Genomic DNA, 14,526 nt, shown 5'->3' on the forward strand with positions numbered 1-14,526 from the left:
AAAACAATCTCAATTAAATTAGACCAAAGAATTATTCAATATTTTTCTTAAAGTATACTTTAAAAACCGAGCCTTTTCCTTTTTCACTTTCAACTTCAATTTTACCTCCCGCATTGGTAACAATTCTTTTAACTATATAAAGACCAATACCCGAGCCCTCTTTATGAGAATGAAGCTTTTTAAACATAGAAAACGCTTTATCTATTTGTGAAATATCAAAACCTACACCATTGTCTTCTACCCTTAACAAGAGCATATCATTAACACAACTGGTAGTAATTTTAATTTCAGGAGCCCTATTGGGGGAAGCAAATTTTATTGCATTGCAAATAAGATTATAAAGAACACTTTTAAGATTTCTTTCAGAAAAATAAATAGTTGAACATTCGGAAAAATCAGTGAGAATAGTTGTACTTGTTGTATCTGTCAGGTCTCTGAGAAGTGAAAGAACTTCATCCAGAATTTCGGAAAAGTTAATTTCAACCACTTCATCCTCGTTACTTTTTTGTGCTCTGGTAATCTCTGTCAAATCTGTAATGACTTTCTTGAATTTATTTACAGATATGTTCATTCGAAGAAGAATTTCATTCACATCTTTATCAGAACGACAAACCTCACTCATTTCCTCTAGAAGCATATAAAGCAGCCCTTCAATATTTGTGATAGGCACTTTAAGATCATGAGACGCTGTGTAAATAAAATTATCCAGATCATTGTTTATCCTGGTCAGTTCTTCATTCTTTTCAGAAAGAGTTTGTGAAAGTATTTTCCCTTCATGCACGTCAACAGAAGTCCCAATCCATTTTACAATTTTACCTTCATTATCTCTTAAGGGAGAAGCCTTTCCTAAATTCCATCGATAATCATGGCCAGCCCCTTTCAATCGATACTGAGCTACGAACTCCTTACCTGTCCTTAAACTTTCATTCCAAAGCTTTTCGATTTTGGGAAAATCATCTGGATGTACCATAGATTTCCATTCCAAGTTCAAAGACTCAGCCTTCTTACTTTTGGTATATTCATACCATCTTTTGTTATGGTAATCTACAGTGCCATCAGGATCTGCCGTCCAGAAAATTTCAGGGACGTTTTCAGCAAGAAACCGATATTTTTGCTCACTTATTTTTAACGCCTCCATAGTTAAAACCTTTTGAGTAACATTATTCTGTGTGCCCCATCCTCTCAAGAGTTTTCCTTGCTTAACAACTCCACTGATATTACTTAAATAGTAATTAAGTTTTCCATTTTTATCTACTTCCGGTGTCTGCACATCTGAGAGCCTGTAATTAGACAATATGAAATTCTTTAGCATTTCGATCTTATCATCTTCAGGAAGCATGATAAATTTAGTAAGCCCCACTCCAATCAGATCATCAGCAGAATCAAATCCATGAATCCAGGCCATCATATCATTGGCTTCAGCAATATAGGCGTGTTTCAGAATAAGTTTTGCCTGCACCTCCGGAGGTAGATAAGTATCGACATGATCTATACCACGGAACTCATACCTCCATATACCTTCTGAGCTATTGCTGATAAATGACCTGTAACGTTCTTCACTTCCCGAAAGCTCAGCCCCTTGCTCAACCACTTTTGTTTTAAGCTCCTGATTGGCAATACTCAACTCTCTTTGAGTAGATTGTAACTGTACATAGGCATGAAATAATTCTTCATTCTTTTGTCTAAGTTTTTCCTGATCACGTTTATGAGTTGTTATATCCATGATAGTTCCAAAAACCTTTATTGCCTTCCCATGATCATCCTTTTCTATCTTTGCCTTATTGAGAATCGTTTTCTGAGTCTTATCCGCAAGATGAATTCTGAATTCTCCTTCATAATTATTGCTTTCCTGAAGAGCTATAGACATGTTTATTTCGTATTTAATCAGATCTTCATTTGAAAGTAGTGCTTTAAAATCTTCTACTGTAAAACTTTTCCGTTCCAATGAAAAACCAAATATTCTATATGCTTCTTCAGTATAGACAATTTCATTTTTGATCACATTCCATTCATAACTTCCAACGTGTGCTATTTTCTGTGCTTCCACAAGCTGAAGTTCCCTGTACTTCAAAGCTTCTTCTGCATTTTTCCTTGAAGTAATATCCTGCAATACTCCAACAACCTGAGACACTAAACCATCTTCATCTCGGGCAAAGGCCGTCTCTCTTGCATAAACCCATCGCCAATTTCCCTTTGCGTCTTTAACTCTGTATTCAATATCCCTTACTTCAAAACTCCGAGCATTTACAAAATTCATGTAGTGTTTTTGTAGACGAACCAAGTCTTTCGGATATATCAAGGTGATAAGAAAGTTAACATCTGAAGGGTTCAGCTTACTCTTACTATAACCAAGCGATTCAAAAAAATTTTTACTAAAAAATTTATTCTGTCTGTTTTTGATATCGAATATATATATCACATTAGGAGAAGCGCTAACAATCTTCCCGATAAACTTCTTCTGCTCCTGCAATTCCTGCTCTGCCTTTTTAAAGTTAGTGAAATCCATTGCATTAATTAGTATCTGCCTGGCTTTACCATTATCAAACTTAAAAGGAATTGCTCTTGAATAAAACCAGCGTACCTCACCACGTTTATCAATCATTCTAAATTCATTCTGACCAGCTTCATCCTCCTTGAAAGAAGAATACTCCTTCACCCTCGATTGCAATCTCTCAATGTCTTCTGGATGTATAATTGTTTTCATTACCTCTGCAAAAGGTGCTGCAGTAAATTTTTCCCTATCTCCAAGAATACTCATGGCATTATTAGAATAGACAAGATATCCTGATTCCAAATCATAGATACTTATATAGGTAGGCGAGTTATCAAGAATTCTTTTTAACCTTTTGTTATCCTCCTCAATCAGATCCACGATCTTTTTCCTGGCTTTTCTAAGTCGATATTGCACTGAGGATTTGCGGGCTATAAGTAACATTGAAATCACATAAGTAAGTACTGCCAACACTGCCGTACCAAGCTCCTTTTCAACCAGCTCAAGCTTTTCTCCTTGAATCTTTAACCAACCAAAAAACAAGGGCAACACGAATGCAAGAAACCTCAGTAGGACCACTTCTGCAGGATTTTCCCCAACCAGAATAGCCATAGTTCCTTTCATTGGCCTTATAAATAGCACAGAAATCGAAAAAAACAGAAAACAAAGTCCCGAATAGAATGACATTGGAACTCTATGAAATACGCCATAAAGATTCTTTACGCCATAGATATATCCATAAAGTGAGAGCAAAGCCATCAGGGTAATAAAGTAATTGATGTACTGAAAATACTTCACTTTACTGTCATCATAGTCTATCCGCCAAATTGTTATACCAAGCAGCATCATATTTAATGCTGTATTGGGAGCCATTTCATTCCAGGAAGTATTGTAGATTTCTTTATGAAAATTCAATTGATCTTTAAATAAAAGCACATCCAGACCAAAATTCACTCCGATGAAGAGGGAGAGTAATTTTAAAAAGCCAATTAAAGTGACGACAAACACTAAGGACTTAGATATCCTTCTGTTTTTCTGAGGTGCGTTGGCATCCCAAACTAACCAAATGGCAATACCAGTAAGAATAAAACAAATTGAAGAAAGGGGGTTCATCACGATGAATTTACCCGGGGTCAGACTCACTAATAGCTGATAGTCTATCAAACGACCCATTAGAATTAAAATAGGTATAAATGTCCCCAAAAGGCAAAATGCCTTGCCCAACCTTAATAATACAATTGCTGTTAAATCTGTAACGGGGATGGATTTTTTCTCAGCCATGACCTTCCTTTCCAACTACTAAACCCTTATTTTTTTTAATAGTTTGTGAGAGAAAAAGATTTAACAAAAAATTATCCTCAGGTCATTGACAGCCAATTCCTGTAATTCTCAATCACGCAAGGATTTAACCTCTTTATTTCTCTTCTCAAAAAAGCTTCACAATACACCACAATTACCTCATAACCAATAACAAATCTTTTTTTAAAAAACGATAGAATAATTTATTTTTGGGAATCAAACATCTATGAGAATGAACACTAGCTTTGTAAATGAAAATGTAGAGATGCATATCAATAATGATATAATTTTTATAAATCACCTAACTGAAAATTTATCACTGGAAGTTGCCAAAGAAATTGTAAAACAAAGATTGAAGCTGTGCTATGAAAAAAATCTTCCACTGGTTCTTGATATGCGCAAGCTAAAAAGCATAGATAAAGCCAGCAGGGAATATCTGGCGCGTCCGGAGTGCATGGAAAAACTGTGGGCTGGAGCCTTTATAGTTGAAAGCCTCTTTCAGGAGATTACAGGAACTTTATTTTTAAATTTGCATAAACCCCCTATACCTGCAAAAATTTTCAAAAAGGAAAAAGAAGCAATAGAATGGATTCAAAGCTTGACATGCAAGCCTAATTAACAATCAAACTTTTTGATTTTGTTTTCAAGATAATCAACCCGTTCTTTTAAAAAATCGATGCGAGAAGCTAACAATAAAGTTAGATCTGCAAATGATTCAACATTCTCATACTCCCCAATCTCAATAAAATATTTATCATCAACCCTAATGATTTCAATTGAACGGTAAACATTAGGGTCATTGATTTTTTTCAGCGTAAAAGTCATAACAGTTTGCTACAATCAAGCGCTTTTAATATTTGAAGATTTGTTCTCAGCCTGAGATCTGTAGAACTCAACCATTTTTTTCAAATCATCATTAGTACTTGCAGCCATATCAAGAGATCGCTTATAAGCATTAAGTGTCATTTCCTGATAACTGATAAGTACTTTCAGGTTTTCGAGTTCCTTAATAAGCAATTCTGCTTCACCTGAAGTTGCATTATTATATTTTAGAACGGTCTCTTTTAACATATGACCATCTCCGAACAATAACCAGTAAATATTTAAGTCAGGGAGGGCATTTACTACGCTTATAAATTTATCTACACCGTATTTTTTCCCTTTTACTATATTATAAATCTGAGTTCCTGAAGTATCACTCATCCTACCTAACTCATTAACTTTCATCTTTTTATAATCAAGAAACTCTTTAAGCCTTTTGCCTATTTCAACCAGATTATTCATGTTAGCTCAAATTTGATACAAGATAACTTTAAACAATTATAAAATAATTAAATCTATATCAAAATATTCTAAACTCTTTTTTGATATTAATTCTAATTTGAAAATATAGCCAATACAAAAAATTGAATTAAAAAAATTCAGCTGTATGGAAATTGTAATATAATTTAATAAGATTTTCTCAAATTTAATTTGACAAGTGAACTTTCCCAGAATTCTTCCGATTTTAAATTCGGAAGATCATCCATTGTCTACAAATCCAGGGTAAAGGGCCATACCACCATCAACAAATATTGTAGTACCGTGAATATAGTCACTTTCATCCGAAGCTAACCAGGCAGCCACTTTCGCAACGTCTTTTGCTTCCCCTAGCCTGTTGTAAGGGATAAGTTCCAAAACTTTTTGCTCAGCTTCTTTTGTCGCCCAGATCTCTTTATTAATCCTGGTTTTTATGGCTCCCGGTGCTATTGCATTAACCCTTATTTTATCTCTACCTACCTCCTGGGCCATTGACTTCATAAACATACTCACTCCTCCTTTTGAACTTGAATAATTCACATGACCACTCCATGGTATGATTTCATGAACAGAGCTCATACATATTATTTTACCAAGGGCACAAGAAGTTTCTGTTAATCCGCGTCTTCTATACTCTTTAATAGCTTCCCTAGAACAAAGAAATTGCCCCGTTAGGTTTATATCCAATACGAGCTTCCAATCATTCAGACTCATTTCCGTTATGCTGGCATCTTTCTGAATACCTGCATTATTAACCAATATATCTATTGTCCCAAAAGTAGAGATTGCTTCTTTAAACATATCTTTCACATCATTTTCATTGCTCACATCAGCTTTAATTGCAATTGCTTCTCCTCCATTCTTTTTAATGCCTCTGACTATATCAAATGCAGCTTTTTCACTGTGAGAATAATTAATAACCACTTTTGCTCCTTCAACTGCAAGTTCGATCGCAATAGCTTCACCTATGCCCGAACTAGATCCTGTAATTATGGCAGATTGCCCTTTCAGTCTTTGAATCTTCATATCTAAATATCAAACTCCATCAAAGTATATAAGTTCAGCTCATTCAGCGTTCGATTATTGTATTTAGAGCAATCCTTAGTAAATTACATTCTGAAACGAAAGGTAAAATGGGCAAAAAACGCTTTCAATTTGATACTGTCAGGTTTATAGTTTTTTTAAAAGTTTTTTTAAGTCATTTACCCTTAGCTATATTACCCACATTGCATTTACTCCAAAGCACAGGAGCTGAAAGATTCTTTTTCATACTCAGCGGCTTTCTGATAACCTTTATAATTCTAAATGAAAAGAATAAAAATCAATCATTTAATTTCATAAAATTTATCATCAAGCGTGCATGTAGAATTGTACCCCTATATTATCTTATTATAGCATTTGCCTTCCTCACTCCTACAATTCTTATTTTATTACAATTACCGTTTTCCAACAAAGGATACAATCCCGAACTCATATGGTCTTTAACTTTTATGGAAAACTACAAGATGATGCTGGAAAGAGATTCCGCTAATGTTTCTCCCTTAAGTGTGGTTTGGAGTCTTTGTACTGAAATTCATTTTTATATACTTTGGGGACTAGCTTTCATTTTCCTTAAGCCTAAAAATTCCATATTCCTCATTGGTTTGGCCTTGATAACAGCTACACCTTTCAGAATCTTTTATCACAGTCATGCATTGGTTTCTGCAGATCTTGCAAGCAACCTGGACTATTTTGCCTTCGGGGCTATACCTGCCTATCTTTATGTAATGCGAAACGATGTATTTGAAAAATGGAACAGTTATATCCCTCGTGCTTTGAAAATTTTCATTTATATCATAGCGGTTTGTTTTGTTTTCGTTGTCCCGAAACTAAGCTTTCCTTTAAAACATATTATTGAACCATTGTGCTTCGGGATACTTTTCATGTTTGTCATTTCGTTTTTAGCGGGTATAAAAACAGAAGAAACAAACAGACAAAATCTTTTCACTTATCTTGGAGCATTCACTTATGGAATGTATATATATCACACTATCGTGATAAACCTCATGATAAAGATTTTTAGCTTATCGGGATTAGCTGAAAATAATACGTTTAATACACTCCTCCTTTCTATATCAAGCCTTCTGATAACCATTGCCATTAGCATTACCTCTTATCATTTGTTTGAAAAGCATTTTCTAAACTTAGGAGAAAAACCGACAAAATCAGATGCATTAGCTTACATAAAAAAGTAATTTCCAATTATAAAAACCTCATTATAAACCTGATAAAAAATTTTACTTTCTTACTATATGGCGGATAAATGAGCTTTACTCCAGTAAATCCCACTCTTTGTTTTAAAACTGCACGTTCATTAGAGAAAGCCTTAAAACCGCTATATCCGTGCGACCTGCCTATACCACTATAATTTACGCCTCCAAAAGGAAGGTAAGGATGCACAAAATGCAATGTAGTATCATTGATGCATATGGCACCTGAAGAAAGGCTTTGTGATATATAATCCACAGTATCCTGATCTTTTGAAAATATATAAAGCGCCAATGGTTTGTGGTTAGTCCTTATAAAATTGATTACCTCCGAAATTTTCTTATACCCCACAATCGGAAGCACAGGTCCGAATACTTCAGTCTTAAGAATAGTGGCATCCAATGATACATTTGTGAGGATCGCAGGAGGCACAAAATTTTCTTGTGGAGGGATTTTATCAAGAAGATTTATTGCTCCTGAAGCTATTGAGGTATCTATCATTTTGCACAACCTATCTACATGCTTTTGATTGATGATAGAAGCCAGATCTTTCATTTTTCCGCTTTTAAAATCAGGATAAAATTTGTAAAAATGTTCTAATAGAATTTTCTCAAACTTTTCTTTAACCTTATAATCAATAAAGATTGTATTTACAGAAAGACATGACTGTCCTGCATTCACAAACTTCCCGAACAAAACCTTTTGAGCAGCATCTTTAAGATTAGCACTATCATCAATAATAAGAGGATTGCAACCTCCCAATTCCAGAGTCACTGAGCTCAGGTTTTCTGCTGCAGCTTTCATTACCTTTTTTCCAACTTCTGTGCTGCCTGTAAAAAAGATGTGATTAAAAGGCAGGTTCAATAACTCTTCTGCAACGTCAGCTTCTCCTGAGACTACTTTTACTTCTTTTTCAGAAAACAAACTTTCTATCATCTTAATGATGATTTTTGTAGTTGCACCTGAATATTCTGAAGGTTTAAGAACTACACAATTGCCAGCAGCAATAGCGGAGACCAGCGGCCCGATCGATAAGTTAAATGGAAAATTCCAGGGCGCAATAATAAGCACAACTCCCATAGGCTCGAATACAACTGAAGGTTTCACCCCATACATAGCAGTAATATTCTCAACTCTTCTTTCTTTCACCCAATCATCAAGTTTTTCCAGTGTATGATCGATTTCCCAGAGCACGGGTTTAATATCTCCAAAATCAGCTTCGGGCTCCGGCTTGCGCAGGTCTTCGTACAAGGCCTCCCTGATTAATTTTTGGTTGTTTAATATCCATTTCCTGATATTTTTCAACTTTTGTTTTCTGAATCTGATTTCCTGATACCTAAGATGCTCATTAAAAAAAATACGCTGATGCTCAAAAATTTGCTTTAGTGAGGAATCCATATTAACTCTGTTTTATCAATATTACCGGCTATTTAAAAATAAAAAAAGGAACTTAATGTTTGTTCCTTTTTTGAAAATCATTTTTTAAAATAAGCACCACAACCTTTACAGAATAGAAAACATAGCAACAGTAAGCATTTCGGAAACATTTTGTTGCTCTTGCTCAAACTATTGCTCCTTTTATTCTCCCTCTCCTTGCTTCATCTTGGCAAATAGATAATAAGCCCCTTTCTTTACAATCATTTTATTATTAAATGATTGAACGGGATTCACTTCTGTATATCCCAAATCACTTACACCTGTTTTAACCTCTTCCATGCTAAAAATGTAGGTCTTTGCCTTTTCGCTTTTCTTTTCTTCACTCAAAACAAAGATATATTCATTCTCTCCCATTTTTATAATGGCATCATCAGGTAATGCATTCACTTCATTGGCTCCCACATCAATAAGCCCATGAACGTAGATTCCCGGAACCAAATCAGTATTGCCCGCTATTTCAGTATGCACTGGCAAAGCCCTTGTTTGGGGATTAATTGTCTTACCTACTGAAAACACATACCCCTCAATATTCTTGTCTCCACCAGATGGGAGAGAGAATAATACTTTTTGTCCCTGTTTTACTTTATACCAATCTTTTTCAAAAACATTCAACTCTACATGAAGATGACTATTATCAACCACCTCAAAAAGCTGAATAGCAGGTTGTGCAAAGCTTCCAATATTGACATTAATTTCCGTGATATACCCATCAATAGGTGATTTTACAGAAACTGATGAAGCTATAATCCCATTATTAAGATTAGCGATGGATATATTCAACTTATCTAACTGATCTTTTAAAGACGCCAGTCTGCTTTTCTCTGACTTGTAGTTTGCTTCGGCTTGTTGAAATACTTTGCCTGACGAAACATTTTCATTATAAAGTTCTTTCTGACGTTCATATTCCTTTTCCAGAAAAGTCATATTATCTTTGGCCTTAAGGTATTCTTCCTGTATCCTTGTAAAATCAGGATGTTCAAGCACCGCTAGTGTTTGTCCTTTTTTTACATACTTACCTTGAATAACATTTACAGACTTCACAACACCGCCTATAAAAGTAGAAACGAAAGCCCTCTTTTGAGGTGGTACTTCCAGATATCCGTTAGCTTTTACAACACTTTTGAGATTCTTCCTGTCGAAGCTTCCAAGCTCTATACCTGCCGTGGTAAATTGATCTCCGGATAATTCTATAACTTTCAATTCTTCACCACTCTTTGTAGTATCAGAAACACTCGTTTCTTTAGAAGACTCAGATGAAACTTCTTCCTTTTTAGAATTGCATAGTGAAAAAAGAAAAAGTGAAACTATAAACAATATTATATTATAAACTTTCATGATTAATTTCCTCCTGCTATATAGTCGATTGCAATGATGGTTTGATTGTAATTATTGATTGTATCCAGATAGCCTGATTTTATAGAAAGAGCCCTACCTAATCCTTGCAGATATTCTACATATCCAATCTCTCCAGCTCGGAAAGCCTTTATCGAATTGCTAATGATAAGCTCAGCCTGTTTCAGACCAATTGATTCGAAATAACTAAGACTGCTGAGATTCTTCTTATACTGCTGCATAAGCATGGCATACTCTCCTTCAAGGTTTTTGGTATTGTATTCCAGTAAGCTCTCGGTTACTTTCTGATTCAACTTTACACTAGTAATTCTTGCATAATAGGGTTTGAAAATAACAGGTACAGAAACTCCCGCCATTATTCCCTGAAATCGGTATCCAGGTCCGAAATACCGCTCTGTTCCGTTTATACTTTGTACACCCTGCAAAGTCTGATTAAAATATCCGAAACTAAAATCTGGCAGAAACCTCGCTCTTTCCACTCTGACAAAAGCTTTATTCACCTTTACCTGCTGACGTATATAACTCAACAATGGATTAGCCTCTACAGTTGCAGAATCAGGGGACACAGAAAGATTTAGCTTATCAAATTTTTCAGTCGTGATGATACTATCTGAAACATTCAAATAAACCCTCAATTGTTTTTGATAAATCTGCATATCAGCATGATTCTTTAAAATCAGATTCCTAAACTCAGCTACCTGAGCTTCGGCTGTTAGCTTTTCCAGGTAAGTAGATTCACCGGTTTTGAATCTAAGATCAGCAGCTTTCATGAAATCCTGATAGATACTATCCTCATAATTAAGCAGCATATGCTTAGACTCAAAATAAAGTAAATTGTAATAAGCACTCCTTACATTTCTCTTTAATTCATTACCTGTAACATCTGCCTTTACCTCTGAAGCTTTTACCTGCTCCCTGTAATAATTATTCTGACTTGAATAAAATGTAGGAAAAGCTATAGATTGATTAATAGTGATGTTATTGTCATTATTAAGACTGTTGAACTGTCCATACATAAGACTGACATTGGTTTTGGGAATATCAAGATAAGATTTCTTCAAAGCTTCCTGAGCTTTAATGTCATACCTTGCTGCAGCCATAGATGGATTGTTCTGAAGGGCGATATTAAATGCTTCTTCAGCTGACAAAGCCTTGACCGGAGCTTGCCCTAAACTTAAAGAGACAGAACCCAGAATAAATAAAGGGATCAATACAAATGCTTTATCTATTCCTGCACCCCCACCTTCATCCTCATTTTTATAAAAAAGTGTATAAAGAACAGGTAACACTATCAATGTAAGTAGAGTTGCAGATATAAGTCCACCTATCACCACTGTAGCTAATGGCTTTTGAACTTCAGCTCCGGAAGTATTGGACAATGCCATTGGCAAGAATCCCATGGAAGCTACGGAAGCAGTCATGATTACAGGCCTTAGTCTCATTTCAGTGCCCTTCAGAACTCGCTCGTAAACGTTTTCAATACCTTCAGCTTTAAGCTGATTAAAGTAACTGATCAGTACCATACCATTTAACACGGCCACACCAAACAGGGCTATAAATCCCACGCCTGCTGAAATACTGAAAGGCATATCCCTTAAGAGCAATGCAAAAACACCACCTATTGCAGAGAACGGTATTGCTGTAAAAATCAGCAAGGTTTCTTTTAATGATTTGAAAGTAAAAAACAGAATGATTAAAATAAGTCCAAGTGCTACAGGAACTGCCAATGAAAGTCTCTGCTTGGCTTCAACAAGGTTTTCAAACTGTCCACCATAAGTGACAAAATATCCTGCAGGAAGATCAAGCTTTGCATCCAGCTTACTGCTTATTTCCTGAACCATAGATTCCACGTCACGATCGCGCACATTGACACCAATTACGATTCTTCTTTTTGTATCTTCTCTTGAAATCTGTATAGGCCCCTCAGAATATTCAATGTCTGCAACCTCTGTTATCGGAATTTGCATACCTGAAGGCAGCACCACATACATGCCTTTAACATCTTTTATATCTCTTCTGAAAGGTTCCTGTAAACGTACTACGAGATCGAATCTCTTCTCCCCTTCAAAAACCTCCCCTGCAACGGCTCCGGCAAATGAGGATCTGACTACATCATTTACATCAGAGATAGCAAGGCCATACTGAGCGATTTTACCCCTCTTATATTTCACAGTAATCTGAGGAAGGCCAGTTACAGGTTCTACATAAATATCGGAGACACCTTTAATATCTTTGATTAGGTTTGCGACCTGATTTGCCTTGGATGCCAGAACCTCCATATTTTCTCCGAAAATTTTTATAGCAAGATCCTGCTTAGCTCCTGTCATGAGCTCATTAAATCTCATTTGTATAGGCTGCTGAAATCCAAAATTAACTCCTGGAAGGCGCTCTAACTCTTTGGACATCTTTTCTGCAAGTTCTTCCCTTGTCTCTGCGGAAGTCCATTCGTCCTTATCTTTCAATATGATCATAAGATCACATGCTTCCATAGGCATAGGATCTGTTGGTATTTCAGCTGTACCAATTTTGCCAACTGTCAATTTAACTTCCGGAAATTTTCTTAAAAGAATATCCGAAGCTTTTAATGAAGTTTCGATTGTTTGAGAAAGTGAACTTCCAGGCAAAAGCCTTGTCTCTACTGCAAAATCTCCTTCTTCAAGAGTTGGAAGAAACTCACCACCCATATTTATAAAAAGCAAGATGCTTATTCCAAGTAATGCCACAGCAACACTGACTATAATTATTCTCGCATTCAGTGCAGCGTTAATGACAGGATGATAGGCTTTTTGAAGCACTTCCATTATTTTATCAGATAAGTTTTTATGCTGAGATATCTTCTTACTCAGAAACAAGGAAGCCATCATAGGCACATAAGTAACACACAGAATAAGTGCTCCTAGAATTGCGAATGAAACCGCCTGAGCCATTGGTCTGAACATTTTTCCTTCTATACCTACAAGAGCCAGAATTGGAAGATAAACAATAAGAATAATAATCTGACCGAATGCTGCAGAGTTCATCATTTTAGTAGCAGAGCTATAGATTTCCTCATTCATTTCATTCTGAGTAAGCCTTCTGTTCAGTGATGGATGTTTCAGTACAAGGTTATGAATAACACTTTCAACTATAATTACTGCACCATCAACAATAAGTCCGAAGTCTATAGCTCCCAGACTCATTAGGTTACCTGAAACTCCGAAAAGATACATCAGGCTTATCGCAAAAAGCATCGAAAGAGGGATTACCGATGCAACTATCAATCCTGCTCTGATATTCCCGAGAAAAACAACAAGGACAAAAATGACTATTAAGGCACCTTCAATAAGATTTTTTGAAACTGTTTTTATAGCGCGGTCCACTAGATCTGATCTATCAAGGAAGGGCACAATCTCAATACCTTCAGGAAGTGTTTTGGATATCTTTTCTATCCGTTCCTTTACATTTCCTACAACTTCAGCGGAGTTTTCTCCTTTCAGCATAAGTACTATTGCTCCTACCACCTCCCCCTGGTCATTGTAGGTCATAGCACCATACCTGTTTGCATAACCCATTCTGACTTCCGCGACATCCCTCATCAATACAGGTATCCCATTGACATTTTTAACAACTATCTCATCAATATCTGTTGTATCTTCAATAAGTCCTACGCCTCTGATAAAATAAGCAGTAGGCTTTTTATCGATGTATGCCCCGCCTGTATTCTGATTATTTAACTGCAGTGCTTTGAAAATTTCGGGAATGGTGACATTCATTCCGCGTAGCTTTTCAGGATTCATAGCTACTTCATATTGCTTTACAAAGCCACCAAAAGAGCTGACTTCCGCTACACCTTTAGTGCCCAGCAACTGTCGTTTCACAATCCAATCCTGAATCGTTCTGAGTTCCATAGCAGAATATTTATTCTCATAACCTGGTTTAGCCTGCACCATATATTGGAATATTTCGCCTAGCCCTGTGGTTACAGGAGCCATTTCAGGATTACCTAATCCCTGAGGAATTTCTTGCTGAGCCATAGCAATCCTTTCACCTACCATCTGACGGGCATCAAGCATTTCCACCTCATCTTTAAAAACTATAGTAATTACAGAAAGCCCAAATCTTGATACAGAGCGAATTTCAATAACACCAGGTATTGTTGCCATTTGCAGCTCTACCGGGTAGGTTATAAAACGTTCTATTTCCTCGGCAGCCAACGTTGGCGAAAATGTAATGACCTGTACCTGATTATTCGTAATATCGGGCACAGCATCTATCGGAAGGTTTTTAAGGGAATACCCTCCAAAGGCCAATAAAATGGCTATAAAAACCCCGACAATCAATTTATTTTGAATACTAAATCGAATGATCTTATTAATCATAATATTCTATTACTTAATGAAATAAAAGCATACCATCACCGC

9 protein-coding genes are annotated in these 14,526 nt (G+C 36.0%); 2 read left to right on the plus strand and 7 right to left on the minus strand.

The annotated features are described in order from the left end of the window. Window positions 1-31: 31 nt before the first annotated feature. Complete coding sequence (locus tag J7604_RS14580; RefSeq protein ID WP_293897067.1) at window positions 32-3,772, minus strand: PAS domain-containing protein; 3,741 nt, start codon at window positions 3,770-3,772, stop codon at window positions 32-34. Between the two features lie 250 nt (window positions 3,773-4,022). Here J7604_RS14580 and J7604_RS14585 point away from each other — a divergent pair, with 250 nt between their 5' ends. Further along, window positions 4,023-4,409: a hypothetical protein gene (locus tag J7604_RS14585; RefSeq protein WP_293897068.1), complete on the plus strand. Its 387-nt coding sequence runs from the start codon at window positions 4,023-4,025 to the stop codon at window positions 4,407-4,409. Here J7604_RS14585 and J7604_RS14590 read toward each other — a convergent pair. The 3 genes from J7604_RS14590 to J7604_RS14600 form a co-directional block, all read right to left on the minus strand. After that, window positions 4,406-4,615 (minus strand): hypothetical protein, encoded by a 210-nt coding sequence (locus J7604_RS14590; protein WP_293897069.1) that lies wholly within the window; start codon window positions 4,613-4,615, stop codon window positions 4,406-4,408. The two genes, J7604_RS14585 and J7604_RS14590, sit on opposite strands and share 4 nt — an antisense overlap. Window positions 4,616-4,630: 15 nt before the next feature. After that, complete coding sequence (locus J7604_RS14595) at window positions 4,631-5,074, minus strand: hypothetical protein (RefSeq protein ID WP_293897070.1); 444 nt, start codon at window positions 5,072-5,074, stop codon at window positions 4,631-4,633. Window positions 5,075-5,311: 237 nt separating this feature from the next. After that, window positions 5,312-6,115, minus strand: a complete 804-nt coding sequence (locus J7604_RS14600; RefSeq protein WP_293897071.1) for an SDR family oxidoreductase — start codon at window positions 6,113-6,115, stop codon at window positions 5,312-5,314. Window positions 6,116-6,222: 107 nt separating this feature from the next. Between J7604_RS14600 and J7604_RS14605 the strand changes: the two genes are divergently transcribed. After that, window positions 6,223-7,323 (plus strand): acyltransferase, encoded by a 1,101-nt coding sequence (locus tag J7604_RS14605; RefSeq protein WP_293897072.1) that lies wholly within the window; start codon window positions 6,223-6,225, stop codon window positions 7,321-7,323. Window positions 7,324-7,330: 7 nt separating this feature from the next. On the opposite strand, the gene J7604_RS14610 is transcribed toward J7604_RS14605, so the two are convergent. The 3 genes from J7604_RS14610 to J7604_RS14620 form a co-directional block, all read right to left on the minus strand. Next, window positions 7,331-8,734 carry an aldehyde dehydrogenase family protein gene (locus tag J7604_RS14610; protein WP_293897073.1) on the minus strand — a complete coding sequence of 468 codons (1,404 nt, stop codon included), beginning with the start codon at window positions 8,732-8,734 and terminating at the stop codon, window positions 7,331-7,333. A 180-nt stretch (window positions 8,735-8,914) separates the two neighbouring features. After that, window positions 8,915-10,108, minus strand: coding sequence for an efflux RND transporter periplasmic adaptor subunit (locus J7604_RS14615; protein WP_293897074.1), 1,194 nt, complete (start codon window positions 10,106-10,108; stop codon window positions 8,915-8,917). A gap of 2 nt (window positions 10,109-10,110) precedes the next feature. After that, complete coding sequence (locus J7604_RS14620) at window positions 10,111-14,484, minus strand: CusA/CzcA family heavy metal efflux RND transporter (RefSeq protein WP_293897075.1); 4,374 nt, start codon at window positions 14,482-14,484, stop codon at window positions 10,111-10,113. Window positions 14,485-14,526 lie beyond the last annotated feature (42 nt).

It is taken from the genome of Sporocytophaga sp., from assembly GCF_017745095.1.
Classification (GTDB): Bacteria; Bacteroidota; Bacteroidia; order Cytophagales; family Cytophagaceae; genus Sporocytophaga.